Genomic DNA, 25,802 nt, shown 5'->3' with positions numbered 1-25,802 from the left:
CCAAGTCTTATATAGACGATGAGACGTGGGATATGGTAGAGAAAGCATTCCGGGGAGTGGTAGTTGGAGTAAATGCCGCAGTGGCAGCGGACTATTATGGAAATGTTGGGAAGGTGGAGAGTGATAATGGGGCTGTGCAGGAAATAAGTAATAAATTTCCAAGTGATAATCAAGGAGGAAGGGAATTTAATTATACAATAGAAAATGGTAGGATACATATAGAGAATGGTGTTCAAAATGTTGATTTTATTATAGATATGGATGGCAATTTACATATTGGTAGAGGACATTCATATTTGGCGAGTGGCGGTTCGGTACAAGCTGCTGGGACAATGAAAGTTAATTCACAAGGATATATTAGACTTATAACAAATGAGTCTGGGCATTTTCAACCTACAATAGCACAAGCAATGAATTATCCAACTGTTTTGAAAAATGCGGGATTAGGTGTTGATAATGCATGGATTAAAATTGGAGAGTTTGAAACATCTATGTCAAATTATGTAATTGATTCAAATGTATTTTATAATGGTCCAATTAAAAATATGCCCTAAGTATGGAGGAAATATATGATAAAGTTGAAAGAAATGAATAAATCTATTTTTTATAATAATCTTTTGTTAACAATAACTGAAATTATGGGAAACAAAAAGTTAGATGAAAAAAGTTTTAGATTTAAAATTATACCTGTTTATGAAAAAGATAAGTCATTTAATGGTCTTGATAATCAAATGAGATTAGTCGCACTGAGTGAAAAAAATGTGGGGAATAGATTGTTAACAATGCAGGAGACTGTAAATTTAGTGGCATGTCAGTCGCCATTTGTACCAATATGGATTAATATTTCTTTGAATAAAATGAGTCAACAAGGGATAATTTTTAATTTTGAAACAAGTTTAAGATTTAGAAAACCATCCCAATTGAGAAATGTGGAAACAGGACATCCCCCATTTAAAGCAATAATGTAAATCCTGATTTTAATTTGCAAACAGGTATTGCTAATCCTGTGGAAGAATGGGGAAAATGGAGAATGAAAATATGGAAATAATAAAAAAAGGTAATATGATAAGTTTTAATGGAAAGCAAATTATGTTTGAGAACAATGTTGATACAGTAGTATCATTTTCGAACTATTGTATAGTGTTATTAATGAATGACGATATTCCAGACAATAATGTTGAAGCTATTGACTATAATGGAAATAAGGTTTGGAATATATCGCAGATAGTAAAATTAGCATATCCAGAAGCATATATCTCACTTAGAAAAGAATCAGAAATATCATTTAGTGTAGTATCATATAATGGAGTTGAATTTGTTATTGATATTACAACACAGCAAGTTATTAAAAAAAATATAACTAAGTAGTATAATTTTATTTAGAATTGTTAGTATTTTCCGTGGTACTTATATTATTCAAAAATTGAATGAGATATAGGTGCTGCGGTCATGAAGTAAAACTGTGATTTATACCATGTGGAGGATTATGGAAGTAAGATAAACTACTCATTAGTAGTGAAGAAATATCAGCCTAAGAAGAAAGTAGTCATAGTAAGTGACATCTTATCATTGCCACCTAACACAGAATCATCAATTTATCAAAAATTTGTATCTATTAAAGAAATACCTAATATTGTATAAGCCGAAATAGCAGCATGGGGAGATTCGACAGGTGGAGGATTTCAGTATGAATTGCCATATAATATAAAAAAATTAAAAGAATTAGGTTATATAAGGGAGATTAATTAAATGACTAGAGAGACTTTAGAAAAAGAATTGAAAAAAGCTGGAGTTCCAGATTATATTTATAATTTGACAGGACAGGGAAAAAAGGATGAGTGTTTATGTTTGGAAAAAAATTGGTGATAAGTGGTCGGTTTACTATTTGGAAAGAGGTGTTAAAACGACAAATGAAATTTTTGACACGGAAAATGATGCGTGTCAATTCTTGTATGCTGAATTGATGGATTAAAAGTAATAGATGAAAAAGTTGATGGGAAGATACCACTGGAAGAATATGAAAGGATAAGGAAAATGTCAATACATAGTTAGAGGGATTTGCTGATATAGAAAGGGTGCAATAATAATGAAACTTTTTAGTGGCGAAATTCAACCGGGAATAAAGATTAGTAATTATTTGATTGGTTCAAAAAAGAAGAGGTAATTACTAATTTAGATGATAATTATAAAGTATGGGAAAGAGGAGACGGTTTTTGTATATATACCTTGGAAAATTTCAAATTATGGTTTGGAGTTAATGGAGAATTAGAACAAATAGGGGTTACAAAAGGATTTTATGGTGATTATAAGTCTGTTGGTATCGGAACAACTATGCAAGAGGTTGCGAAAAAGTTTGGTGAATATGAAAATGATGGAGACGTATATGTAATACCTGGTATAGAAGGAATATGCTTTGAAGTGGAAGATGTAGATGACTGGGATGAATTGACAGCACCTATTGAGTGGATTTTTGTATATAAATGTTAATTATATCGTAAGAGCCTAATTTTGGGGGGAGATTCAGATGTCCTCAAACTGTGTTGAAAATTTTGACGATTTGTCTGTAAATTACATGAAAGATTATGATACCAAAGACTGCAAATGGGGGCGACATTTTATTTAAAGGATATGAGTTCACAACAAGTGGTTGATGCAATTAATGAAGCATATAGTAATAAGGTATTTGTAGTGGGATCAAGAAATTCATACATTGGGGTATCAAATAGTGGTTTAGAAATCCAGATGTATATTAACAATAATGGAAAAATAATTTCAGCGTTTCCAAAGGAGTAATAATGATTGAAAGAAAATATATAGTATATGAAGTTACAAAGGATAAAAAAGATATTAGCATAATTTGTGATTGTGAAAATGCAGAAACACTTAATGCATTTTTGTCCTCTGATGTAAGACCATTTGAGGAATGGATTAAATCAGATATTGACAAAGTATTGTCAGGAGAAATTATTTCAAAAAAAATAACTGGAAATGTTTGTTGTGCAGAGATAAATTTAAAAACAACAAAGATATATGATATGTTAATAGAGGATGATGATGAATATTATGCTACTTGTTGTGAAGTTGATACAAAAGAACTTCGTCAATTAATTGATGAGTGGTGTGATAAAGTTCGAGAATTTAAAAATGAGTATCACAACTAAGCCGCCACATCGGCAGGTTTAGATTCCAGTCTTACTACCAGTCACTAACAAAATTTTTGGGATTCATAAGGCTTACCATCTCGTAATACGGCGTAGATTACATGTCTTAAGTAAGGGGAATCTCGTTTTGACATGTGGTTATGTATGCTGTTAAATTCGCCGGATTGTCTTACGGTTGGATCAATACCGGCAAAGGCAACTAAGGCAGATGAATTTTTAAACCTATCTATATCTCCAATTTTAGCTAAAATGGTTGCAGCAGCAATCATGCCGATTCCCGGAATTGTATGGAGGTAACAATCAAACGTCTCATAGTAACTGAGAATTTCATGGTAAGCTTGTTGTGGCTCTTATCTTTTATGATTTCAAAGAGCTCATCTATTGGGGCGTTCTGAATGTTCTCAGGGGTGAGGTGATTTTCCAGAATGCCCATGGATGTGCTAAGCCATAGAGAAGAAAACTGTTTTTCGTATTTCGGAGAAATCTGTTCCTATCAAAAATTTGTAGCTATTAAAGAAATACCTAATATTGTACAAGTCGAAATAGCAGCATGGGGAGATTGGACAGGTGGAGGATTTCAGTATGAATTGCCATATAATATAAAAAAATTAAAAGAATTAGGTTATATGAGGGAGATTAATTAAATGACTAGAGAGATTTTAGAAAAAGAATTGAAAAAAGCTGGAGTTCCAGATTATATTTATAATTTGACAGGACAGGGAAAAAAGGATGAGTGTTTATGTTTGGAAAAAATTGGTGATAAGTGGTCGGTTTACTATTTGGAAAGAGGTGTTAAAACGACAAATGAAATTTTTGACACGGAAAATGATGCGTGTCAATTCTTGTATGCTGAATTGATGGATTAAAAGTAATAGATGAAAAAGTTGATGGGAAGATACCACTGGAAGAATATGAAAGGATAAGGGAAATGTCAATACATAGTTAGATGGATTTGTTGATATAGAAAGGGTGCAATAATAATGAAACTTTTTAAGGGATAAGTATAAATATACTAGATTAAAATAGAAAGGAAATTATTGGTATGCAAAATAAAAATGTCGATGAAATGTCAGATTTTATAATAGATGAAATGTGTGATTTTTTTAAGGATAGAATGAAAGATTTTGTTGTTAAAGATTTATTGGATGATGTGAATCACAAATCATTTTCAATTGAGTTCAGTGCATATGACTATTTTCCAACAGTATTCAATTATGAAATGGGAAGAATGGGATACAGTATATGTTTTGGAAATAGAACAGTTGCATTAGATAATTCACAGAAATGGTGGGATGAGGCAAATTTTGATGTTTTCTTTGAAGAATTAAAAGAAGAATTGGAATTAAGAATACCAGATAAATATTTAAAAGCACATGGCTGGATGTAGGGTAGGAAGAAAAATAAAAAGATTAGAAGATGGAACATTGCCAGTATCGAAGGGCGGACTTATTGAGACAATGAGAGGAATAAAATGAAAATATCCGAAAATGAAATACAAAAGATTTTGGAAAGTGGTAGTTTTTTGATAGAAAAGGGCTATGTAGTAGCTTGTAATGAATATGATATTAGTTATACGAAAGATGGTATATTATTTAAAATAGCATTTGAACCATACAGTGATATTAGTAGTGTCAGTATATGGTTTAGAGAAAATAATAAGGAATTCAATATAGGATGGATTGCGTTTGTTAGAGAAAATATAAAGACAAATCCACATGAACGATTAGCCAATGCAGTTATTCTGTTGAATTATATAAATAATAAGTATCAAGATGTTTCTAATTATGAATTTTGTGAAGAAAGTGAAAAAATGGTTGATGATTTTATAGTGAAAAGACACAGTAATACTACAAAACAGAGCTGAATTATGGAAGTAGTAGGTGATAATAAAACACAGTATTTCAATAATTATAAGAAATGAAAATGTGGAAACAGGACATCCACCATTTAAAGCAATAATGTAATTAATGAGGTGAATATTAGAAATGTTATCAACAATTGAATTAGAACAATATATAAAAAGGGAAATATTAAATAAATTAAAAAATGTTAACTGGGAAAAAATTAATTTTAAAGAAGGAAGTGACAATAGTATTGAAGGAACGTATATTTTTTGCAAGAATGGAAAATATCATATTCTTTTTACAGAGAAAGGAAAAGTTAGAGAGGACAAGACTACGTTAGAAAAAGAAGAAGTACTTTGGAATGTGGGAGAGATATTTTCTTTTGATATTGCCATGGAATATGCAATGAATAATCGAGAAAAAGGAAAAGATTTTAGGCGAGCTTTATTTAAGAAGGAACTTGAGATTTATTCGTTATTTGGAGAAACATTTGAAAAGAAGAAAAAGAAGGAACTTGAAGAAATTTTAAAAAGAAATCCCTATAATGACATTTAAAGATATGCTTGTATTCAGAGTAAAAATGTAGTTATTGATAGAGTAACAACACAGAGTTAATTGAAGATGGAGGATATTGGTATGCAATTAAATGATACACAAAAAATGGCAATTCAATTTAATAAGATGGCAAGAGAAAAATTAGAAGATAGAGTTAAAGAATTTTGTGTTTTAGATGTTTATGATGATGTCAATAATAGAGCGTTTAGTGTGGAATTTGTAGCATATGATTATTTTCCTATAAGATGCAATTATGATAAAGGTAGATTCGGGTGTTGTATAACATATGGAAATAGAACAGTTGCATTAGATAATTCACAGAAATGGTGGGATGAGGCAAATTTTGATGTTTTCTTTGAAGAATTAAAAGAAGAATTGGAATTAAGAATACCGGATAAATATTTAAAAGCACATGGCTGGATGTAGGGGAGGAAGAAAGAAAATAAAGCAGGAAATCTGTTCTATTGAAGTTGCTATGAAGCAATTAAAAACCCATGATGTTAGTACAAAAAATGAGGTAGAAAAAACATGCCCCACGAAGTTATGCTTCGTAGGGCATGTTACTATTCGCAAATGCGAAAAATTATTATTTTTCCTTTTTAAAACGATCCCAAAACTTCTTTTTCTTTGGGGTTGGTTCGTTAGAACCACGAAGTCCCTTTACTCCAGTAATGTAAAGACCGCTCACAACGGCTTTTACTTCTTTTTTAATAGGGATGCTGTCATAAATCTGAGCATCACAGATTAAAGTCATTACTTTAGGACCAACCTTTGCCTTTACGATTGGCATTTTGGAACGTCTTAACATTTTTGGTGTCTGCTCTAACACTGCTGCCGGGAGTCCTGCATCTTTTAAACGCATTTTTTTCTTGTCAATAATCAGCATAGAAACGGTCTGTGCTGATGCAGCAATTTGTGCATCCTGTTCTGATTTCTTTTTTTCTGCTTTTTTACCTAAAAAATACAAGCCAACAATTGCTAAAATCATAACAATAGCAATTACCAGCAATACGATTTGCCATGTAGCCAAATGAAACCCTCCTTTATTAAAGCCTGTTTAATATTGTATCATTGATTAGAACAAAAATCAATGGTATAATAATGAAAGTAACTGGAGGAGAAGAGATGAAAAAGAATACAAAAGCTATGTTGGTGTCAATTGGTATTTTGGCAGTTATTGCCATTGTATTGGTTGTGTGGGTACAGTTAGGAAGTAGTAATAAAGCCACGTCTACGGAAAAGAAGGAAACGGGGCAAGTAGATAAAAAGCAGGAAGCTTCTGCAAAACAGGATATCCAACAAGAAGAAAAGCAGAAAGAAACACAAGAAACAGGAAACGGGGAAGTACCTGCTGGGCAAGAAGAACAGGTGCAGGAACCAGAGACACAGCAGGATGTAACCGTTGTATTTTCAGGAGACATTTTACTAAGTTCCTATGTGCTAAATAATTATGAGAAAAGCGGAATAAACGGTATTCTTTCAGAAGAATTACAAAGTGAGATGCAGAATGCGGATATTACTATGGTAAATGAAGAATTTCCGTTTTCTAATAGAGGAACACAGGCACAGGATAAACAGTTTACCTTTCGAGTAGATCCAGGTTATGTAAAAATTTTGCAGGAAATGGGAATTGATGTAGTAACAGTTGCAAATAATCATGCATTGGATTATGGAACGGATGCTTTGTCCGATACATTTCAAACACTGGACAATGCTGGAATTGCATATGTTGGAGCAGGCGATAACTTAGAACGGGCAAGTCAGCCGTATGTGATAAAAGCAGGCGGAAAGACATTTGGATTTTTGGCAGCATCCAGAGTGATTCCGGAAGTAAGCTGGAATATTGATAATAGACAGCCGGGAATGTTATGTACTTATGATAGTGCAGAACTTTGCAACGCAATTCAAAAGGCAAAAGAGACTTGCGATTATGTTGTGGTTTATGTGCATTGGGGAATTGAAAGAGAAAATACGCCGCAGGATTATCAAAGACAGTTAGGAAAGGCATATATAGATGCAGGTGCCGATATGGTAATTGGGGCGCATCCGCATGTATTACAAGGGATAGAATATTACAATGGAAAACCGATAGTATATAGTCTTGGAAATTATATTTTTAATCAGGAGATAAATAGTACAGTATTACTAAAGACAACAATAACGCCGGAAAATGAAACAACACTTCAACTAATACCAGCGTACGCTTCCGGAGCCAAAACACAGAAAATGCAAGGGGAAGATGGGGCACAATTATATCAGTTTATGGAGGGAATTTCATATGGCGTATCTATTAGTAAAGATGGAGTGGTAGAAAGGATTGGAGAATAGGCATGTCATCAAAGGAGAAGCGTTTTACGATAGGGGTTTTGGTAAGTGGAATCATGGATGAAGTTACAAAATGTGTGTGCAATGGGGTATTGCAAAAAGCAAAACAGGCAGATGTGAATGTAGTGATATTTCCGGGAAAATATTTAGAACGTGATTTGTCGGATAATCGGGAATTAATGTATGAATATCAGCATAATACCATATTTTCCTACGCTACAAAGGAAAATGTAGATGCATTGATTATAATGGCGGGTAGCATAGGGTGTTTTACGTCTAAAAAAGTAATGAAACATTTTTTAAAACAATATCAGGGAATTCCATGTATATTGGTAGCAGAAAAAATAAAAGGATATGTAAGTGTAGGGTTCGATAACTATCAGGGAATTAAAGAAGGATTAGAGCATTTGATTGAAAAGGTAGGATGTCAAAAATTCGGAATGATAGGGGGAAATAGTGAGAATACCGATTCTTGTGAGAGAAGACGGGCATTTGTGGAAACTTTGGAAAAACATGGAATAGAAGTAACGGACAAGATGTATGTAGAAGGAAATTCCTCCAGAAGATGTGTAGAAGCATATCGGAAGTTATTGGATGATAATCCGGATATTGAAGCTATTTTTTGTGTAAACGATGAAACAGCATTGGGCTTATACGAGGAAATGCAACGGAGAGGAATACATCCGGGTAGAGATGTTTGCATTTTGGGTTATGACGATACCATTATGGCAGCTAAAATGGAACCGGCATTATCTTCTGTGCGGGCAGATTCCAGAAAACTTGGAGAAGAAGCTATGCGAATGGCAATTCAGATACTTCAAGGGGAGAAGGTAGAAGCCTGTGTGATTCCAACACGTTTTATAAAAAGAGGTTCTATTTGCCAGACAAGAGAAGAAGAACGAAGAAGTAACCGGGCAAAAGATTTCAATGTGAGCTTCGAAGATATTTTTTATCGCTATTGCCATGAGGAAATGCGGGAGCAAATGGAAAAATTACGAGCAAGTTATTGGAAACTCATGGAGTCACTTAGCGTAAAAGGAGACGGGGAAGATAATTTAGAGGCTTATATGGAGATTGTGCAGTGTTTAGATGAATTTATTAATGCGGGTGGCGTAGAATATGCAGATATGGATAATCTTTTGAATAATTTTGAGGAAATATATAAAGAATTAGGAGAAAAGGGACAAAGTGACGGAGAAAAATTTCAATTAAGAAATTTATTTTCCATTATCTATAAAAAAATTATTCGCGCCATGAATCGCCAATTAGGAAATATGAAAGAATCCAAGGATCAAGAAGGGTACTCCATGAAATTGTTCGTACAGGATATGCTTCAATTTGAAAGAGGAAGAGATCAAAGTTTTAGTACCCTTTTGGAGAATTTAGATTGGCTTCAGGTAAAAAATGCAGCGATTTATATGTTGGCAGATCCGGTATTACATCTATTTAAAGAAGAATATAAAGCACCGGAAAAACTATATTTAAAGGCTGTGTTACGAAAAGAAAAAGTAACCATTGTTCCGGCAATTAAACAGGAAAAAAGACAGGCAGAGATTTTTGAAAATCATCAATTAGATAATGAAGAACGGCATGATTGGGTATTGTTGCCACTGTTTTTTAAAGAAATGGTGTACGGAGTATTGCTGTGTGATATGACAGAAGAAATGTATACCAATGGAGAATTTTTGATAAATCAGGTTAGTTCTGCGATAAAAATGATTACATTATTACAGGCAAACGAAATAATTCAACAGCAGTTAGAGGAAAATGTAGCAGCATTAAAAGTAAATAACATTGAATTGGATACCATTTCAAAGTCAGATGTGTTAACAGGAATATTGAATCGACGAGGATTTTACAGTGAAGCACAGAATCGAATGAAAGAAAGTATACAACAGGATCATAAAATATTGATTGTTTATGCAGATATGAACAATTTGAAAATCATTAATGACAGGTATGGGCATGAAGAGGGAGATTATGCACTAAAACTTATTGGGCGTTTTCTAAAGGAGATTGTGGATAAAAAAGGAATTGCAGGGCGAATCGGTGGAGATGAATATGCCTGTGCAGTGGAATACGAGGGAGATGACGAAGGGGAAAAACTGCTGCAAGTGTTGTATCAAAAATTTGAAGAATTTAATTTACAGAGTAATAAACCATACAATATTACCATTTCTGCCGGGGCATGCGTAGTGTCTAAAAAGCAGGACTTTACCTTAAAAGATGCACTTTTGCAGGCAGATGAGCGATTATATGAGGTGAAAAAGTATCGTAAGAAAGATGTGGCAAAATAAAAAGTTTCGTAGAACATAATGCACAAAGAGGATTGTGCATCGCTTACAATGACAAAAATATAAGTGTGAGGTAAGATAGCCTCATCAAATAAATAGTGAACATGTTACGACGGTGTAACTTCGATTTAGAAGTTGCACCGTTCTTTTGTGGAAGGAGATTTGTTATGCGAAAGAGAAGATGGATAGCAGGAATCATGGGAATAATTATGGCATTTATGTTATGTGCATGCGGACAGAATGCAGATAGTAAAAGTGCAAAGGGAGAATCAAAAGACAGTGGAAGTAAAGAAAAGATTGTACTTGGAATTAACGATTGGCCGGGAAGTTATTGGTGGCTTGCGGTAGATGAACTGGGATATTTTAAAGATGCAGGTGTGGATGTAGAAGTTCAACTTTTTTCTAATTACACAGATGGATTGAATGCATTAAGTTCAGGAAATATTGATATGTTTGTTCCGGCTCTTGCAGATATTATTCCGGCATATGTAAGCGGAGCGGATATTAAAGTAGTTATGGTACAGGATTTTTCCGCAGGTGCAGATGGATTGATTGCAAGTAGCGATATCAAGTCAGTAAAAGATTTAAAAGGAAAAAATGTTGCGATTGAGCTAGGGGGAAGTGATCACTTATTCTTACTAAAATGTTTAGAAAATGCAGGACTTTCCGAAGATGATGTAAATCTGGTAAACATGTCTACTGGAGATGCTTCCAATGCTTTTATTAGTGGTTCAGTAGATGCTGCGGCAATTTGGGAACCATCCCTTTCTATGGCACAAAACGAAACAGGTGGAAATATTTTAGCTACTTCTGCCGACAAAGAATATGAAGGATTGATACCGGCGGTACTTGCAGTGAACGGAGATTCCTTAAAGACAAAGCGTGATGAAATGAAGCTGGTAATGAAAGCGTGGTACAATGCAAGAGATGCTTATGAAAATAATTTTGATGAGTTTGCTGATGCGGTATCCAAACATGCGGAGGTAACACCGGAAGAATTTAAGACCTTGATGGATGGCTGTGATGTAAGAACTATGGAAGAAAATGTAGCAGCATTTCAGGATGGTGACAGTTATGTAAATCTGAAAAGCTGTGCCAAAATGTTAGGCGGGTTCTTATATGATAACGGTTTGATTGACAAACAGCCGGATAATTATGATAGCTTATTTGACAGTTCATTGTTTGAAGAAGTATATGAGGAAATGAAATAGTGAAAAGAATAATAGATTTATCTGTGAATATACAGAATGGAATGATGTATTATCCAGGTGATCCGGTGCCGGAGATTTCTCCGGCACTTACTTTAGAAAAAGATGGTTGTAGAGTAAGTAATCTTAAAATCGGATCCCACACCGGAACGCATATGGATGCACCGGCGCATTTTATGAAAGATGGAAAAACCATAGAAGAAATTGAATTAGAACAGTGTTGCGGAAAGGCATTGGTGATAAGATTAGAAGATATAGAGCCTTGTTATAAAATTATGCCGGCAGACATAGAACATTGCATTTCAAAATTAGAAAAGGTTTCTGTTGTATTATTTCAGACTGGATGGACACAAAAATACGGAACAGAAGAATTTTATCATCATCCATACCTGTCAAAAGAAGTGGCAGAAGTGTTGGTATCTAATGAAATCAAGGCAGTTGGTGTGGATATGTTAAATGTAGACCAAACCTGTTTAGAGGGTGAACTTTATACCCAGGAATCCACAGCAGCACATCAGGTATTGCTGGGAAATGGAACTGTAATTGTAGAAAATTTAACAAACCTTAATAAAATAACATTTGAAGAACCATATGTTGTATTTTTTCCTTTAAAGATAACAGGTGCAGATGGTTCTCCGGTGCGTGCAGTAGCCATAGAAGAGTAGTAAGGAAGTAACACAACATAAAGGAGGCAGAATATGAAAAAAATACATAAAATTATAGATTTATCCCACCCACTGCAAAATGGAACAGTGGTATATCCCGGAGACCCTAAGCCGGATATTACAGTAGCTACGACATTGGAAAAAGAGGGATATAACCTGTCAAATGTACATATTGGCTCACAGTCAGGCTCTCATGTAGATGCTCCATACCATTTTCAGAATGATGGGCTGACCATAGATCAGATGGATTTAAAATATTGTATGGGAAATGCGGTGGTAATTGATGTATCTTACAAAAAAGAACAGGAAGAGATTACTCTTTTGGAAGTACAACCTTATGAAAAAGAGATAGAAAAGGCAGATATTGTACTATTCCGTACAGATTGGTATCGTTATGCAGGAGAAGAAAAGTTTTTCCTGCATCCATATGTATCAAAAGAGGTGGGAGAATATTTGCTTGCACATGGAATAAAAACATTGGCAATTGATGCAATTAATGCAGATAAAACAGGTGGAACACAGTTTCCCATTCATGATATGTATGCAGATAACAGTGGTTTGATAGCAGAAAATCTCGCACATTTTGATGAAATTGATTTTTCAGAGCCTTTTGTGATTTTTCTGCCATTAAAATTAGTGGGAGTAGATGGTTCTCCGGTGCGTGCAGTGGCAGTAGAGTTTGCGTAGGAAATATATAGCAATTGTGCATTCGTGCCAATGAAACGAATTTCTTTGTGCAGAGGGAACATTGAAAAAAAGGGGGAAAAGATGCATAATAATCTCAACAAAAACAAATACGAAAACATAGCAAAGGTGCTAAGAACAGAGTTCTTGGCACCTTTTTGAGTTTATGCAGAATGGAGGAAACGATTATGGAATATGAAGTACAGAAACATTTACATTATGCAGGAATACCAAGTTTTAATTTGTATCCGGTAACAAGAGAATTAGACGGAGTGGATATTGCAATTATGGGAGTACCATTTGACAGTGGTGTAACCAATCGACCAGGAGCAAGACTTGGCCCAAGAGCCATTCGAAATATGAGTCAGTTGACAAACTGTTTTGCATACCCATGGGATTATAAATTAAGCCAGACAGCAAAAATTATTGATTACGGTGATGTGGGATATTATGTTGGTGCGAATACGACAAAGGTAATGTTAGAAGAAACGCATGACCATGCAGCAAAGATATTGAATGCAGGATGTAAGTTGTTGACATTAGGTGGAGATCATACCATACCTTATGGAATGGTAAGAGCAGCAAGTGAAAAATACGGAAAGCTTGCATTGTTACATTTTGATTCCCATCAGGATAGTACCCCAACGACAGACGGAAATGTATCACATGCTAATTTTGCTTATGATTTACAGGCAGAAGGTTGTATCGATCCGGCTCATTCCGCACAGGTATTTATTCGTACAGAAATGACAGAATGCGGTTACAATATTATTTATGCACAGGATGCAGTATTTATGGATATGGAAGACTTGGCAGCAAAGATTAAAGGAATCATTGGAGATATGCCGGTGTATCTGACCTTTGATATTGATGCATTAGATCCATCAGCAGCACCGGGAACCGGAACACCGGTTATCGGCGGTCCATCTTCTGCACAGGTAAGAAAATTACTTCATGCATTACGAGGAATCAATGTAGTGGCAGCAGATTTGGTAGAAGTACTTCCGGCATATGACCATGGTGAGATTACTGCACTTGCAGCAGCAACCATTGCGCAGGATTTGATGTACTTAATGTATGAAAATAAAAGATAAAAAGTACCCCCAAAATTACAACATAGATAAGTAGGAGGAATTATTATGAAAAAGAAGATTTTAAGCACGTTGTTAGCATTGACTATGGCAGTATCCTTATGTGCCTGTGGAAGTAGCGGTGGCAGTAAGAATTCAGAAGGAAACACAAAGGTAACACTGGGAACCACATCATGGCCAACCAATATGTTCTTTTATTTGGCAGAAGAAAAGGGATTTTTTGAAAAAAATGGTGTAGATGTAAAGATTCAGGATTTTACCTCTACCACAGAAAGTACCAATGCATTTATAGGTGGACAGCTTGATTTTTGTACCTTTGCATCATCAGAAACGATTGCCCCATATTCTCAGGGCGGAGATTTTTCCATTGTCTTAGAAACAGATAAGTCTAACGGATGTGAAGGCCTGGTAGCAACTTCAGATATTAAAAGTGTTAAAGATTTAAAAGGAAAGACAGTAGCGACACAGCTTTATAGTGTAGACCATATGTTCTTGTTGACTTTGTTGGATGAAAACGGAATGTCAGAGGATGATATCAATATCGTAGATATGTCTATTCAGGAATCCGGTAGTGCATTTGTGGCAGGACAGTGTGATGCAGCCTGTATCTGGGACCCATATTTTTCACAGGCAAAGGCAGCAGGTGGAACAGAACTGTTTTCTTCCGCAGATGATCCAGACTTGATTACCGATGTGTTAGGAGCATCAAAATCCCTTTGTAAAGATCATCCGGAGGCAGTAAAGGGAGTAATCAAGAGTTTCTTTGAAGCGGTAGATTATTGGAAAGAGAATCCGGATGAAGCAAATGAATTTATGGGTGAAAAGCTCGGCGTAACCGCAGATGAATTTGCAGCACAGATGGATGGTCTTTTAATTCCGACAGAGGATGAAGTAGTAAAAGCATTTACAAAAGCAGATGACTATTCCTACTGGGGATATACACAGAATACCGTGCGTGATTTCATGCATAAGTTAGGTGTACTTGAAAGCAATGATGTAGATTGTGGAGATATGATTGATGCAAGCTTCATCAATGATATTGCAAAATAAGTAATATAAAAATAGAAACAGCGGTTTTGCCAAAAGGTGGAACCGCTGATTTTATATCATAGAAAAGTATAACTTTTCTATGATATAAAAAGTGTTTGACATTGGAGTTAATCCAAGGTTTACAATCCTCCTATCAAGAAAAAGGAGGAAACTATTATGAAGAAAAAATTGATTAGTATCTTATGTTCAGTAGCTATGGTGTTATCCTTGGCAGCCTGTGGAAATGGGGGCAACTCTAAATCGGCAGATAGTAAGGATGAGACAAGTACAAAAGCTGGGCTTACCAAAGTATCTATTGGAATGGTAACCTGGCCGGACTTTATGCTGTTTTATTTGGCAGATGAAAAAGGAATTTTTGAGAAAAACGGACTGGATGTGGATATTCAGGAATTTGCATCTACCACAGATAATTCCAGTGCATTTATTGCAGGAAATCTTGATTTTTGTACCTATGCTTCCGGAGAAACTATCTCCCCATATGCAGAAGGTGGAGATATAAAAGTAATAATTTTGGCAGATAAATCTAATGGATGTGAAGGATTAGTAGCAACTCCGGATATTAAAAGTGTTAAGGACTTAAAAGGAAAAACAGTAGCAACCCAGTATTATAGTGTAGACCATATGTTTTTATTAACACTTTTAGAAGAAAACGGGATGAGCGTAGATGATATTAACTTAGTAGATATGACCATAGAAAATGCAGGTAATGCATTTGTAGCAGGACAGTGCGACGCAGCCTGTATCTGGGATCCATATTTTTCAAAAGCAAAGGATGCAGGTGGAACCGTTCTTTATTCTACTGCAGATAATCCGGACTTAATAAGTGACATTGTTGCAACATCTTCTAAGATGATAGAAGAAAAACCCGAAGTAGTACAGGCAATGGTAAAGAGCTATTATGAGGCAGTTGCATATTGGAAAGAACACCCGGAAGAATCCAATAAATTTATGGCAGATAAGATGGATGTAACCGTAGACGAATTTGAATCACAGATGGGGGGATTGATTGTTCCGGATGCAGCTCAGACAGTAGAAGCATTTACAGAGGCAGAGGATTATAGTTATTGGGGATATACACAGAATACAGTAGAAAAATTCATGAACGAGCTGGGGGTTATTAATGCAGATGTAGATTGCGGAAAAATGATAGATGCATCCTTTGCTCAGAAAGTTGCAAATGAATAAGTAAAGGAGATGGCAGTATGACTAAGGTGCCAGTTCAAGTGGAAAGATTGCCCGGCGGGGTGACAAACCACAACTATGTATTAAAAAGCAATGGAGAAAAATTAGTAATTCGTGTGGCAGGAGTCGGAACTGATGATTATATCAATCGTAAGGCTGAAATGCAAAATGCAAAGGCAATGTCTGATGCAGGAATAGGACCCAAAATATATTTTTGCGAACCAGAGACAGGATTTATGGTGAGTGAATTTGTAGAAGGAAAAACCATGACAGCAGAGGTGTTAAAAGAAAACGAAAAATTATTGCAGGCAATAGTAAAGGTATTAAGAAAATGTCATACAAGTGATGCAATGTTTGCAAATGATTTTTCTCCTGTAAGGCGTATTCAACAGAACATAGCAATATTGGAAAGAAAGCAAGCGATTCCTTATTATGAAGAATGGAAAGTTGTGTATGCAGAGTTTCAAAGACTTGCAGAAAATATGAAAACACAAAGAAGAGAGCTGGTACCATGTCATAATGATACATTGGCAGGAAACTTCCTTGGAGATGAAAAGTGTATGAGAATGATTGATTGGGAATATAGTGGAAACAATGATTTGTACTATGATCTTGCAACATTTTCTATGGAAAATGAATTGAATGAAGAGGAAGAAAAGAAATTTTTGGATTACTATTTTGAAGAAAGACAATTTGAAGAAAAGAGATTTTTGGAGAATAAGTTTTTAACATCATTTTATTGGAGTGTGTGGTCACTGCTTCAAATTGGATATGGAAAGGAAAAGGAGTTTTATTATCCCTATGGCGAAAAACGGTTTGATGCAGCAAAAACGGCATGGCACAGACTGGAGGAAGTATGAAAGAAAAATATCTGACAGTGTCAGAACTTGCAAAATTGCGAAATACTTCATCAGATACATTGCGCTATTATGACAGAATTAATTTATTAAAACCAGAATGTGTGGATCAGGATACAGGCTATCGCTATTACTCTATTCGTCAATATGAAAAGCTGGGAACAATAAGAGAACTACGCGCCCTGGGAATGCCATTAGAACAAATTGCAGATTACTTTGATAATCGTAATTTGCAAAAATCAATGGAAATACTCAGTGAGTATCAGATGCGGTTTGAACAGGAGATTCAGCAGAAAATTCGTGTGAATGAAGTGCTGAAAGAAAAGTTGAAATTTTTAAATGAAGTGGCAGAACTGAAAAATATGGAAGAGGTATTCTTGCAGGAATATCCCAGACGTTACATGCTTACTTTTGGAGAGCCGTCTGGAGGAAAAGAAGCCCATGCATATGCCTACACAAAGTTAGAATGGTATTTGAAAGAGGTTGCTCCAATTCTTGCAACTGACAGGGTAGGGGTGTTTGCCAGTGAACAAATTTTAGAAAAGAATGAGAGTTTTATACCTGCAATTCCTATGATTATTGTAGAAAATGTGGGAAAAAGCGGAAAGTATATCAGAGAAATACCGGCAGGAACATATGCCTGTATGTATTATAAAAATGGTACGTTAGAGAAATATGATAAATCCTTTGAAATTATAAAAAAATATATAAAGGAGCATAATTTTGAAATATGCGGAAATATATTTCAGATTTATAAAATTGATGTAACGTTAACGAATAATCGAGAAGAAACTGTTATGGAAATTCAGATTCCTGTTGGTAAACAGGAGTAGAAAAGAGGATAAGATGAGTAAAGAAAAAGTAGCAGATTCCTTAAAGTCACCAAGATTTTGCGGAATCAAGACATTTATGCGTATGCCTTATGGAAGAGATTTAGAAAAACTGGATTTTACTGTGCTTGGGATTCCGTTTGATTCCGGTGCATCTTACCGTGTGGGAACACGATTTGGCCCGGAAGGAATCCGAGGAATGTCCTGTCTGGCAGCAAAACCGTATAATCCCGTGTTGGAAGTGGGAATTTTTGATGAGTGCAATGGGAGTGATTACGGAGATTTGGAAAATATTCCGGGATATATAGAGGAGTCTTTTGACTTGATAGAAAAGGGAATGCTTCCTATTTTTGAACATGGTGTAATACCGGTAGCAATGGGAGGAGATCACAGCGTAACACTTCCGGAGCTTAGAGCATGTGCAAAAGTGTATGGACCGGTAGCATTAATTCACTTTGATGCACATTATGATACAATTCCGGAATATTTTGGAAAGCCATATAATCATGGAACACCATTTCATCATGCAGCAATCGAGGGTTTGGTGGATACTAGTCATTCCATCCATGTGGGTATTCGTGAAGGATTGTATAGTCCGGCGGATAGTGCACATTCAGAAGAATTGGGGTATGAGTGTTTGAATGCGCATATAATGCATCAGATGTCTATGCAGGATGTGGTTAAAAAAATTTGTGACCGTGTAGGTGATAAAAAAGCATTTGTGACATTTGATATTGACTTTTTGGATCCGGCATATGCACCTGGGACAGGAACACCGGTACCGGGGGGATTTTCTACAGCTCAGGCATACGAACTGGTACGAGGATTAAAGGATTTAAATATTGTAGGATATGATATGGTAGAGGTATCACCGCCTTATGATCCAACTCAGGCAACCTCTATTGCAGCAGCAGGAATTATGCAGGAATTTTTGTCTCAGATAGCATATCGAAAACGGAAAAATTCTTGACCCACAGAGAAAATCATGCGTATAATAAAAGCATGAAAGGTGGATGAACATGAACTGCGAAGACTTAATGAATATGAAACAAATTAGAAATGGCATGAAGTTAGTTGCAGGGGAAAAGGGTGTTGGACGAAATATCCGTTGGATTTATTTTGCAGACTGTGTGCAGTGTCTAAAGGATGAAGTAGATTTAACAGAATTGATACATGGGGAAGAACTGGTAATTGTAACAAATGAAAGTTTGACTGGAAATGATGAAAAAATTATAGATATGATACGAGTCATGTACAGTAAGAATATTGCAGGATTTGTGATTAACGAGGGACAGATATCCCAGTCTGTGATAGATTATTGCAATGAAATAGAACTTCCACTCTATGAGTTATCAGTGAATCTACATCTGATAGACCTGTCTCAGATTGTCTGTAAGGCGTTGGTAGAGGAAGAAAGTAATACTAATTCCAGAGAGAGAATACTTTCCTCTATCTTGTATACGGATCATTTAGATGTGGAGGGAATTCTTGAGCAGGCAAATTATCTTGGAGTGAATCTTTCCGGAAAGCACCGTATCGTAGTATTGCATGTGAATGCACCAGAAGGAGTAGAAAAGAAAAAACAGCAGTTAGACGAAGGTCGCCTGATGGAAATAAGAGAAAACATAAAAAAGAGTGTTGAAACAGAGTTTCGTTCTTACAGTATGCGTCATTTGATGGTACTGTCCCAAGGTGAGTATGTTGTTACATTGTTACCGTCAGAAGTATTTAGTAAGGATCTTTTGGTTACAATCCTGATGAATATTATGAAAAGAGGAGAAGCCAATTATCATATTTCCATGAAATCAGGAATCGGAACCGGTTATGAATATTTAGAGGACTTTAAGAAGAGCTATCAAGAGGCAAAGAATGCGTTGACCATATCCAGAATAGCACCAAATGAAGAAAAGGTATATTTTTATGAAAATCTTGGTATCTATTCATTGATTGCCCAGATTTCCAATGGAAAGTTTCTGGATGAATATATGGAAAGCCGAATTGGAAAACTGATTAAGGCAGACCAGATGCAGGAGGGAGAATTGTGCGAGACGCTAGAGGCATATTTAGAGCATAATTGCAATGCGAATGCCACTGCTGAGGCACTTTATATCCATCGAAATACCATGCGTTATCGTATGGATAAGATACGAAAAATATTAGAAGATGATATTAGTGATTTATCGGTATTTTTGGAGCTGAAGCTGGCATTTGCCATTAAAAGGTATCGGGAAAATCGAGAAGAGTAGGTGACAGGGCTATTGCCCCAGCACTACATCAATCATAAATTCCTTATCCGTATTAGAAAACTGTGCCATACCATTGTATTTTTCTGCTATGGTAGCAATGGAGTTAAGTCCAATTCCAGAACCGCCTTTGTGAGTGGAAAGATAGTTTCCGTTCTTTTTTTTTACGGTACCGTTAAAGCTGTTAGCGGATACAATGTAAAGGTTGTTTTCATGCCTTAAGCATACGGTGAAATTATGGTATCGTTGCTCTTTCGGTAATAATGAGCAGGCATAGTAGACATTTTCTAAAATATTTCCAAGTAATGAGCACAATTCAATATCTGTGATACGAAGAGAAGTTGGCAGGCTGATATTCCAATGGAAAGGAATATCAGCTTCTTTCATTAAAGAAGCATAATAGTGAAACAGAGCATTGACAGGAATATTTGTACAGTAGGTAGTTACATTGTCAGGCATGGCATCTACACAGTTTAAGATATGAGAAGTTAGTGCTTCATACTCCTTTTGCTGCGCCATTTTTGCCATAGAATTAAGTTGTTGACGAAAATCGTGACGTAATCGTGCAGATTCCATCATATAACGTTGTTGTGCAAGATATTGGCTTTCCTGCATCTCAAATAATCGGATACGTTCCTTATTTTCATTGCTTCGAATCAGCTCCATAGCCACCAGATAAAAAATGGCATAGATGATAATCAGAAGTAAAATAGCAAGGAAATGATAACATATATAAATGGAAAATATTCGGTTGGTGTGCATAGTTTCATAATATTTGGGTTGCATCATTATATTTATCAGGAAAAAAATAATTGGTACAGGTAAGGTAGCAAGCCATGTCAAAGAAGTGGTCATGCAGTCGACTAGTTTGCCAAGAAAATAGTAGAAAATGCCGCTAAATAGCAATAAAAATACAAAGCTTAATACAAGCTGCCAGGCAGTTGCCAGAATGCAGGCATCTGCCAGGGTTTCCGTGGGATGTATCTGTGAGTCGATAGCGAGAGAAAAATTAGCAGGAAAGGACATCAGTGTTATAATCAGTAGAAAAAGGGAAAGATTTACACCAAAACTACTTTTTAACACGCTGTTATAGCAAAGAAATAAAACTGTCATTACCGGTAATAACAGACAGTTAATGGGAATATCCGCAAATAGCATAATGATTGCACAGCAGGGAATTATTATGATAAGTGTCAGCGTTGTAAAAAGAAACACTTTCCAAACAGGGAGTTTAAATTGATTTCGTACCGGCAGGATAGCAAGAATAGCAGCCGGAATCAAAACCATAAATTGTAGAATATTTGAAAGAAATATCATGTCTATCTGCTCCTTTCTGTTGCTTCCCGATGCAGCTTGGCAAAGTTATAGTTATGCCAGATACAAGTCAGTTGTTTTTGTTTACGCATAGTAATCGGAACACTAATGCCGTTTTGCAGTGTACATTCTTTTGCGGTAAATCCTGTGACGTAGTCCATGTTGACTAAAATTCCACGACTTACCAGAAGAAAATTTTCCTGTTCCATAAGTGGCTTAGTAAAAGTAGAAAAAGAAGCATATACAGAATACGTTTTTCCACTGATTATAGTGATTTCAATAGAATGTGTAAAAGAACGAAGGAAGCAGATATCATTATAAAATAACCGCAGTTCGGTGCCATTAGAGAGAAAGGACAGATATTGATTGGGCTTTGGTAAAAGTCGCATAGCGTCCGTTAAGCAAGAAAAAAATTTCTGCTTTTGAATTGGCTTTTTTACATAATCAAATGCATGGATAGAAAACGCATCGCCCATGTGTTCCTGACTTGTAGTAAGAAAAATAATCAGTGTGCGACTATCTGTTTCGCGCATCTTTGCGGCAGTCTCTATGCCGGTAATTCCATCCATATAGATATCCAGAAATACAATATCATAAGAATAAGGAACAAAGGCGGCAAGGAATTCTTCGCCACTTTTGAAGTTGTCTGCATGAAAAGTAAGATTGTTGTCTTTGGCAAAAGAGAAAAGTAGTTCTAAAATCAATTCTCGTTCCTCTGTACGGTCATCAACCAATGCAAATCGCATGCATAATAGCCCCCTTCGGATTAGTCTTTTAAACATAGTATAACAGACAAAGAAAAAGGAAGCAAAGAGAGTATGTCATTTCGTGCAAAATATGGTCGTTTCGTGTAGCGGGTATTATTTTAAATATAATTTTTGATACCATAATTATATTGTTTCGTAAAAAAATAATAAAAAAATTTTTTCGCTTTTTGTAGAAAAAACTCAAAAAATAGAATCAAGGAAAGTTGGATAAAATGGGCGTTTGTTAGAAATTGTCCCATAAAAAGTTAGGTAAAAAACTCTTAAAAAACCTATACTTTGGTTGAGTTGACGCGAAAATGGACCATTTTTTATAATGCTATCCAAGGGAAAGGAAAGTGATTAGAATCGAAAGCATGTTAATAAAAGACAGAATATACCCCAGAAAGACCAAGGAAATGATACAAATCATCAAAAAGGCAGACAAGGAGGGACATCTTTTAGAAACCATAAAGGAGGAATTTTTTCGTCCTATTAGTGTAACTGCTTTGTGGGCATGCAGAGAATATTTTCATAAGTTACCGGAGGAAGTTTATCATCAAAACACAGGAGAAAGTATGGCGCTTATTTCCTTGCGAGCACTTCTGGCAACCATGGAAAACGATTTAGAAGGGGCAAAAACCTATATCGGTATATTCGGGGAGACACAAAAAAATATAAGCCCTGAAGATTTTTCACAGAGGGATTATTTTTGCCTGACAGCACAGTTGGTTATGCCTTATATAAGTGATAATGAATTTTTTCATGTTGTGGCAACGATGCAAAGAGCGAATATCTCACAGATACAAAGTCTTACACTGTCCGCAAGCAGACCAAGTATTTTAAATGGTTTTCGTGATTTTACCCGATATGGAAAAGAACTTATAAGGTATCGTGAAACCATTACCAATATGGTAAGAATGCTTTATGGTGAAAGCGGAAAGGGAGTCTTTGAGATTGCACTTGCAGAGTGGCATTATCAGATAAATGATAGCTTTCGAGCTCTGCTTTTAGTTACAGGAACAATTCCTATGATGGAAAATGTGCAGGATATGCAGTGTCTGTTTGTGGCAATGGCACTTCAAATGAAGATACTTCTTTTAAACGGACAGAGTCAGGCTGCACAACCCCTGGTAGAAAAAATCAGAGAGCGCATCAAAAAGACGGGTTGGGAGGAATTGACAAACAGTTTAAATGCTTTAGGCGCATGGGCTGCCTGCTATGATGGAAATCAGGATATTGTACAGGAATGGTTGGATACACTTGCACCGGATGAGACAAAAGAGCTTTACATGATGGATATGTATGCTTATCTGGTAAAAATCCGTTGTTATCTTATGACCGGAAAATATATGCTTGCAATCATATTTGCAAAGCAGTTGATTCCCATTTTGAAAAAAGGATATCGCCACATGGATGTATGCGAGTGTTATATGCTTTCTGCAATCGCCTGCTGTAAGGCAGGAGCTCTGGAGGATATGTGTGCAGAGCTTGAAGAAGCCTTGAAAATTGCACAAAAGTATCAGTACATACGACTTCTGGCAGATGAAGGAGCATATATGGTAAAGATGCTTACTATATATCATAAGAGAAAAGAAAGCAATGCCTTTACCGAGAAGATTCTTCTTCTTGCAGGCGAGGTGGCAAAGAGATTACCCGATTATCTAAAGTCAGCAGAAGAATATTTTGAGCCACTCACGGTAACGGAAAAACAGGTTCTTGGGCTTATGGCACAGGGATTGTCCTATCAGGAAATAGGAAAAATGACAGGAAAAAAGGTGGGAACAGTAAAGTTTCACAGCGCAGGAATTTTTAGAAAATTACAGGTAAAAAACCGACAACAGGCAGTAAACAGGGCGAATGAAATTGGATTAATTTAGGAGAGAGATATGAAAAAAGTAGATACAGAATTGACAGATAAGAAAAATAATCAAAAAAGTCAGCAGATTTCACCGGCATTAACGAGGCGGAAATGGAAGTTTCGTATTTGTGGTAGTGCTGTTTGTGCATTTGCTGTATGGATATGTAGTGCAGGAAACTGGCATACAGTTCCGGTGTCAATTGGAACGGTTGTTTTGATTATTGGAATTGCCATTTTTATGACTGGTTCTCCGGAAGACTACAATGCCATGACGGATGTAGGAGCCATGATTGCCATGGACAGACCAAGAAAAATAGAAGAATTCTACGAAGCCTACAAAAATGTAAAGACACCGCTTGGTTCCGGTTGGTTAGGGCGTTTTTCCACGTCTCCTTATACGTCACTTATATTTGGACCGGATGCAAGAGGACAGTTTATTTATTTTTGGCTGACCGGAGATGGAAGTATTGGTTATATCGGTTATTCTTTTTTAGAAGGGACTATTAAGAAAAAAATAAACGAACCATTAATTCCATGTGAGAAAGAGTTTTGTGCAAATACAGCAGAACATCTCTGCTATCACTCTGATATTTTTATGACTCAGAGTTGGTTGAAGGAGAGTATGGAATATTTTGTAAAAAATGGTGAGGTATTACCATTTAGAGAAAGTAAGACTTCTGAAGTTTATACTTTTACAGAGGATTTCAAGCTTGCAGGACAGCATTTTGAACTTCGGGATGAGAATGATAATCTGATTTATGTGGTTGAAGGTACAGACCCACTGATTAATCTGCGCATTTATGATACACAGCAGACAGAAGTTTTCCGAATGACCAAGAAAATCGGTCATGCATTAGCAACTTACAGTTTCTATTATAAAGGAGAGCCTTATGGGGTATTAAAGAAAAAGTTTGCTCTTGTCAGAGATACATTTGCTATGGACATAAAAGAAGGCAGATTAGAGTTGATAGAGTATGCAGGTACAATCGGGCATAATTTTAAAGTGACATTGAATGGTAAAGTTTTGGGAGCCATCATGGATGATATGGATATTACCTGGGAAAATGTATTTTTTGATAATGCCTTTATTATTGCATATGAGAAGGAATATTTGCCGTTGCTTACTGCTATGGCTGTGATGGTAGCGAGAGAATTGGCAAGAGATCAGGAGGGAGGTGCAACAAACTGGGAGTAAAGGAGAATAGACGAAGAAGAAAGATAGTAAAAGCTTTTGCAGTGGCAGGTATACTGACAATGGTATGTTCCGGCTGCGGAGCTTCTAAAGTGGAGTATGAAGATAGTAAAGCCGCTAAGAAAGCAATGAACAATGCAACTAATATTTTTATGGAATCTAATATTGAGGAGCCTAATCAGGAAACGGATATCAAGGCGGATGGAATGGTTGCAGGTTATATGGAAGAAAGTGGAATTTTTCATACAAAATGGACAGTATCTATTGATGGTGAAACATGGTTTTATGTAAAGTTCGTAACAGATGAACCAATCAATGATGTGGAGGGGGTAATCTCTGCCACCACATATGGTTATTATGACAGTAACGATAAGTGTTGGGGATATGCACAACAACAAGTTTTGGATAATGGGGTATATGGGAGAGAATATTATATGTTATATTTGGATGCGGATGGCAATCCAAAGGATTATTACTCCGATGAGGATGGTTATTATCTGTATGACTATGATGGTAATGTGATTGGCGAGGGGGATGTGGAATCTTCCTGGTTTGGAAATGACTATGACATCACCATTACTATGAAAGAGGACAGCAAGGTACAAGTGGATTTTATGGATAAAGTGGTAATGTATATTCGAATATGTGATGATTTGTATGAAAAATATTCAGATTAAAGCGGATTTTGAATAAATGAAAATTA

At 35.9% G+C, this 25,802-nt stretch carries 32 protein-coding genes; 28 read left to right on the top strand and 4 right to left on the bottom strand.

What is annotated here, in order from left to right; all coding sequences use genetic code 11:
• From KQI83_RS02000 to KQI83_RS01970, 7 genes are all read left to right on the top strand, one after another.
• On the top strand, window positions 1–554 hold a 554-nt coding region (locus tag KQI83_RS02000; protein WP_216554305.1), incomplete at its 5' end, for a hypothetical protein.
• Between the two features lie 15 nt (window positions 555–569).
• A complete protein-coding gene (locus KQI83_RS01995; protein ID WP_216554303.1) occupies window positions 570–968 on the top strand; it encodes a hypothetical protein in 399 nt (132 codons plus the stop codon).
• 70 nt (window positions 969–1,038) lie between these two features.
• Complete coding sequence (locus tag KQI83_RS01990) at window positions 1,039–1,368, top strand: hypothetical protein (protein ID WP_216554301.1); 330 nt, start codon at window positions 1,039–1,041, stop codon at window positions 1,366–1,368.
• Between the two features lie 279 nt (window positions 1,369–1,647).
• Window positions 1,648–1,749 carry a hypothetical protein gene (locus KQI83_RS17275; protein ID WP_442969770.1) on the top strand — a complete coding sequence of 34 codons (102 nt, stop codon included), beginning with the start codon at window positions 1,648–1,650 and terminating at the stop codon, window positions 1,747–1,749.
• Between the two features lie 477 nt (window positions 1,750–2,226).
• A complete protein-coding gene (locus KQI83_RS01980) occupies window positions 2,227–2,487 on the top strand; it encodes a hypothetical protein (protein WP_216554299.1) in 261 nt (86 codons plus the stop codon).
• 114 nt (window positions 2,488–2,601) lie between these two features.
• Window positions 2,602–2,793 (top strand): EndoU domain-containing protein, encoded by a 192-nt coding sequence (locus KQI83_RS01975; RefSeq protein WP_216554297.1) that lies wholly within the window; start codon window positions 2,602–2,604, stop codon window positions 2,791–2,793.
• Window positions 2,794–2,795: 2 nt separating this feature from the next.
• Window positions 2,796–3,161, top strand: coding sequence for a hypothetical protein (locus KQI83_RS01970; RefSeq protein ID WP_253295455.1), 366 nt, complete (start codon window positions 2,796–2,798; stop codon window positions 3,159–3,161).
• 44 nt (window positions 3,162–3,205) lie between these two features.
• Here KQI83_RS01970 and KQI83_RS16650 read toward each other — a convergent pair whose 3' ends face one another.
• Window positions 3,206–3,430 carry an IS110 family transposase gene (locus KQI83_RS16650; protein WP_253295454.1) on the bottom strand — a complete coding sequence of 75 codons (225 nt, stop codon included), beginning with the start codon at window positions 3,428–3,430 and terminating at the stop codon, window positions 3,206–3,208.
• Between the two features lie 156 nt (window positions 3,431–3,586).
• Here KQI83_RS16650 and KQI83_RS01960 point away from each other — a divergent pair, with 156 nt between their 5' ends.
• The 6 genes from KQI83_RS01960 (at window position 3,587) to KQI83_RS01935 (ending at window position 5,986) form a co-directional block, all read left to right on the top strand.
• Entirely contained in the window at window positions 3,587–3,805 is a 219-nt protein-coding gene (locus KQI83_RS01960) for a glycohydrolase toxin TNT-related protein (protein ID WP_216554295.1), read from the top strand.
• Window positions 3,806–4,027, top strand: coding sequence for a hypothetical protein (locus KQI83_RS01955; protein ID WP_216554293.1), 222 nt, complete (start codon window positions 3,806–3,808; stop codon window positions 4,025–4,027).
• A 176-nt stretch (window positions 4,028–4,203) separates the two neighbouring features.
• Complete coding sequence (locus KQI83_RS01950) at window positions 4,204–4,548, top strand: hypothetical protein (protein WP_216554292.1); 345 nt, start codon at window positions 4,204–4,206, stop codon at window positions 4,546–4,548.
• Window positions 4,549–4,632: 84 nt separating this feature from the next.
• Window positions 4,633–5,025, top strand: coding sequence for a hypothetical protein (locus KQI83_RS01945; protein WP_216554290.1), 393 nt, complete (start codon window positions 4,633–4,635; stop codon window positions 5,023–5,025).
• Between the two features lie 121 nt (window positions 5,026–5,146).
• Entirely contained in the window at window positions 5,147–5,560 is a 414-nt protein-coding gene (locus KQI83_RS01940) for an Imm63 family immunity protein (protein ID WP_216554288.1), read from the top strand.
• Window positions 5,561–5,641: 81 nt separating this feature from the next.
• Entirely contained in the window at window positions 5,642–5,986 is a 345-nt protein-coding gene (locus tag KQI83_RS01935; RefSeq protein WP_216554286.1) for a hypothetical protein, read from the top strand.
• Between the two features lie 160 nt (window positions 5,987–6,146).
• On the opposite strand, the gene KQI83_RS01930 is transcribed toward KQI83_RS01935, so the two are convergent.
• Complete coding sequence (locus tag KQI83_RS01930; RefSeq protein ID WP_216554284.1) at window positions 6,147–6,590, bottom strand: hypothetical protein; 444 nt, start codon at window positions 6,588–6,590, stop codon at window positions 6,147–6,149.
• A 95-nt stretch (window positions 6,591–6,685) separates the two neighbouring features.
• On the opposite strand from KQI83_RS01930, the gene KQI83_RS01925 reads away from it, so the two are divergent.
• From KQI83_RS01925 to KQI83_RS01870, 12 genes are all read left to right on the top strand, one after another.
• Window positions 6,686–7,888 carry a CapA family protein gene (locus tag KQI83_RS01925; RefSeq protein ID WP_216554282.1) on the top strand — a complete coding sequence of 401 codons (1,203 nt, stop codon included), beginning with the start codon at window positions 6,686–6,688 and terminating at the stop codon, window positions 7,886–7,888.
• 2 nt (window positions 7,889–7,890) lie between these two features.
• Window positions 7,891–10,182 (top strand): GGDEF domain-containing protein, encoded by a 2,292-nt coding sequence (locus KQI83_RS01920; protein ID WP_216554280.1) that lies wholly within the window; start codon window positions 7,891–7,893, stop codon window positions 10,180–10,182.
• A 164-nt stretch (window positions 10,183–10,346) separates the two neighbouring features.
• Window positions 10,347–11,390, top strand: a complete 1,044-nt coding sequence (locus KQI83_RS01915; protein ID WP_216554279.1) for an ABC transporter substrate-binding protein — start codon at window positions 10,347–10,349, stop codon at window positions 11,388–11,390.
• On the top strand, window positions 11,390–12,052 hold the full coding sequence (locus KQI83_RS01910; protein WP_216554276.1) for a cyclase family protein: 663 nt from the start codon (window positions 11,390–11,392) through the stop codon (window positions 12,050–12,052). The genes KQI83_RS01915 and KQI83_RS01910 overlap by 1 nt, the downstream gene beginning before the upstream one ends.
• Window positions 12,053–12,085: 33 nt before the next feature.
• On the top strand, window positions 12,086–12,739 hold the full coding sequence (locus KQI83_RS01905; RefSeq protein ID WP_216554274.1) for a cyclase family protein: 654 nt from the start codon (window positions 12,086–12,088) through the stop codon (window positions 12,737–12,739).
• 185 nt (window positions 12,740–12,924) lie between these two features.
• Window positions 12,925–13,830 (top strand): agmatinase, encoded by a 906-nt coding sequence (speB, locus tag KQI83_RS01900; RefSeq protein ID WP_216554272.1) that lies wholly within the window; start codon window positions 12,925–12,927, stop codon window positions 13,828–13,830.
• Between the two features lie 45 nt (window positions 13,831–13,875).
• Window positions 13,876–14,877 (top strand): ABC transporter substrate-binding protein, encoded by a 1,002-nt coding sequence (locus tag KQI83_RS01895; protein ID WP_216554271.1) that lies wholly within the window; start codon window positions 13,876–13,878, stop codon window positions 14,875–14,877.
• A 156-nt stretch (window positions 14,878–15,033) separates the two neighbouring features.
• Window positions 15,034–16,062, top strand: coding sequence for an ABC transporter substrate-binding protein (locus tag KQI83_RS01890; RefSeq protein WP_216554269.1), 1,029 nt, complete (start codon window positions 15,034–15,036; stop codon window positions 16,060–16,062).
• Window positions 16,063–16,079: 17 nt separating this feature from the next.
• Window positions 16,080–16,919 carry a phosphotransferase gene (locus KQI83_RS01885; protein WP_216554267.1) on the top strand — a complete coding sequence of 280 codons (840 nt, stop codon included), beginning with the start codon at window positions 16,080–16,082 and terminating at the stop codon, window positions 16,917–16,919.
• The gene (locus KQI83_RS01880; RefSeq protein ID WP_253295453.1) at window positions 16,916–17,749 is read left to right on the top strand and encodes a MerR family transcriptional regulator; all 834 of its coding nucleotides are present in this window, start codon (window positions 16,916–16,918) and stop codon (window positions 17,747–17,749) included. The genes KQI83_RS01885 and KQI83_RS01880 overlap by 4 nt, the downstream gene beginning before the upstream one ends.
• Before the next feature lie 13 nt (window positions 17,750–17,762).
• The gene (gene speB / locus KQI83_RS01875; protein WP_216554265.1) at window positions 17,763–18,716 is read left to right on the top strand and encodes an agmatinase; all 954 of its coding nucleotides are present in this window, start codon (window positions 17,763–17,765) and stop codon (window positions 18,714–18,716) included.
• Between the two features lie 49 nt (window positions 18,717–18,765).
• A complete protein-coding gene (locus tag KQI83_RS01870; RefSeq protein ID WP_216554264.1) occupies window positions 18,766–19,992 on the top strand; it encodes a PucR family transcriptional regulator in 1,227 nt (408 codons plus the stop codon).
• A gap of 9 nt (window positions 19,993–20,001) precedes the next feature.
• On the opposite strand, the gene KQI83_RS01865 is transcribed toward KQI83_RS01870, so the two are convergent.
• Window positions 20,002–21,306, bottom strand: coding sequence for an ATP-binding protein (locus KQI83_RS01865; RefSeq protein ID WP_216554262.1), 1,305 nt, complete (start codon window positions 21,304–21,306; stop codon window positions 20,002–20,004).
• A 2-nt stretch (window positions 21,307–21,308) separates the two neighbouring features.
• Window positions 21,309–22,049 (bottom strand): LytR/AlgR family response regulator transcription factor, encoded by a 741-nt coding sequence (locus KQI83_RS01860; RefSeq protein ID WP_216554260.1) that lies wholly within the window; start codon window positions 22,047–22,049, stop codon window positions 21,309–21,311.
• A 356-nt stretch (window positions 22,050–22,405) separates the two neighbouring features.
• Here KQI83_RS01860 and KQI83_RS17035 point away from each other — a divergent pair, with 356 nt between their 5' ends.
• The 3 genes from KQI83_RS17035 to KQI83_RS01845 are packed head-to-tail and all read left to right on the top strand — an operon-like array spanning window position 22,406 to window position 25,776.
• Complete coding sequence (locus tag KQI83_RS17035; RefSeq protein WP_216554259.1) at window positions 22,406–23,926, top strand: LuxR C-terminal-related transcriptional regulator; 1,521 nt, start codon at window positions 22,406–22,408, stop codon at window positions 23,924–23,926.
• Window positions 23,927–23,935: 9 nt separating this feature from the next.
• A complete protein-coding gene (locus KQI83_RS01850; RefSeq protein ID WP_216554257.1) occupies window positions 23,936–25,102 on the top strand; it encodes a hypothetical protein in 1,167 nt (388 codons plus the stop codon).
• 41 nt (window positions 25,103–25,143) lie between these two features.
• A complete protein-coding gene (locus tag KQI83_RS01845; RefSeq protein ID WP_216554255.1) occupies window positions 25,144–25,776 on the top strand; it encodes a hypothetical protein in 633 nt (210 codons plus the stop codon).
• Window positions 25,777–25,802: the final 26 nt, after the last annotated feature.

The organism is Roseburia sp. MSJ-14 (assembly GCF_018918225.1).
Lineage (GTDB): Bacteria > Bacillota > Clostridia > Lachnospirales > Lachnospiraceae > Petralouisia.
The sequence above is the reverse complement of the archived record's forward strand: the minus strand, read 5'-3'. Positions and strand labels throughout refer to the sequence as shown.

Excerpts from the sequence above, each read along its gene's own strand:
- KQI83_RS16650 (WP_253295454.1), bottom strand. The coding sequence starts at position 3,430 with ATGATTGCTGCTGCAACCATTTTAGCTAAAATTGGAGATATAGATAGG.
- KQI83_RS01925 (WP_216554282.1), top strand. The coding sequence starts at position 6,686 with ATGAAAAAGAATACAAAAGCTATGTTGGTGTCAATTGGTATTTTGGCA.
- KQI83_RS01915 (WP_216554279.1), top strand. The coding sequence starts at position 10,347 with ATGCGAAAGAGAAGATGGATAGCAGGAATCATGGGAATAATTATGGCA.
- KQI83_RS01945 (WP_216554290.1), top strand. The coding sequence starts at position 4,633 with ATGAAAATATCCGAAAATGAAATACAAAAGATTTTGGAAAGTGGTAGT.
- KQI83_RS01970 (WP_253295455.1), top strand. The coding sequence starts at position 2,796 with ATGATTGAAAGAAAATATATAGTATATGAAGTTACAAAGGATAAAAAA.
- speB (WP_216554265.1), top strand. The coding sequence starts at position 17,763 with ATGAGTAAAGAAAAAGTAGCAGATTCCTTAAAGTCACCAAGATTTTGC.
- KQI83_RS01940 (WP_216554288.1), top strand. The coding sequence starts at position 5,147 with ATGTTATCAACAATTGAATTAGAACAATATATAAAAAGGGAAATATTA.
- KQI83_RS01950 (WP_216554292.1), top strand. The coding sequence starts at position 4,204 with ATGCAAAATAAAAATGTCGATGAAATGTCAGATTTTATAATAGATGAA.
- KQI83_RS01975 (WP_216554297.1), top strand. The coding sequence starts at position 2,602 with ATGGGGGCGACATTTTATTTAAAGGATATGAGTTCACAACAAGTGGTT.
- KQI83_RS01905 (WP_216554274.1), top strand. The coding sequence starts at position 12,086 with ATGAAAAAAATACATAAAATTATAGATTTATCCCACCCACTGCAAAAT.
- KQI83_RS01920 (WP_216554280.1), top strand. The coding sequence starts at position 7,891 with ATGTCATCAAAGGAGAAGCGTTTTACGATAGGGGTTTTGGTAAGTGGA.
- KQI83_RS01890 (WP_216554269.1), top strand. The coding sequence starts at position 15,034 with ATGAAGAAAAAATTGATTAGTATCTTATGTTCAGTAGCTATGGTGTTA.
- KQI83_RS01870 (WP_216554264.1), top strand. The coding sequence starts at position 18,766 with ATGAACTGCGAAGACTTAATGAATATGAAACAAATTAGAAATGGCATG.
- KQI83_RS01885 (WP_216554267.1), top strand. The coding sequence starts at position 16,080 with ATGACTAAGGTGCCAGTTCAAGTGGAAAGATTGCCCGGCGGGGTGACA.
- KQI83_RS01860 (WP_216554260.1), bottom strand. The coding sequence starts at position 22,049 with ATGCGATTTGCATTGGTTGATGACCGTACAGAGGAACGAGAATTGATT.
- KQI83_RS01880 (WP_253295453.1), top strand. The coding sequence starts at position 16,916 with ATGAAAGAAAAATATCTGACAGTGTCAGAACTTGCAAAATTGCGAAAT.
- KQI83_RS01955 (WP_216554293.1), top strand. The coding sequence starts at position 3,806 with ATGACTAGAGAGATTTTAGAAAAAGAATTGAAAAAAGCTGGAGTTCCA.
- KQI83_RS01850 (WP_216554257.1), top strand. The coding sequence starts at position 23,936 with ATGAAAAAAGTAGATACAGAATTGACAGATAAGAAAAATAATCAAAAA.
- speB (WP_216554272.1), top strand. The coding sequence starts at position 12,925 with ATGGAATATGAAGTACAGAAACATTTACATTATGCAGGAATACCAAGT.
- KQI83_RS01895 (WP_216554271.1), top strand. The coding sequence starts at position 13,876 with ATGAAAAAGAAGATTTTAAGCACGTTGTTAGCATTGACTATGGCAGTA.
- KQI83_RS01995 (WP_216554303.1), top strand. The coding sequence starts at position 570 with ATGATAAAGTTGAAAGAAATGAATAAATCTATTTTTTATAATAATCTT.
- KQI83_RS01960 (WP_216554295.1), top strand. The coding sequence starts at position 3,587 with ATGCCCATGGATGTGCTAAGCCATAGAGAAGAAAACTGTTTTTCGTAT.
- KQI83_RS01865 (WP_216554262.1), bottom strand. The coding sequence starts at position 21,306 with ATGATATTTCTTTCAAATATTCTACAATTTATGGTTTTGATTCCGGCT.
- KQI83_RS01935 (WP_216554286.1), top strand. The coding sequence starts at position 5,642 with ATGCAATTAAATGATACACAAAAAATGGCAATTCAATTTAATAAGATG.
- KQI83_RS01990 (WP_216554301.1), top strand. The coding sequence starts at position 1,039 with ATGGAAATAATAAAAAAAGGTAATATGATAAGTTTTAATGGAAAGCAA.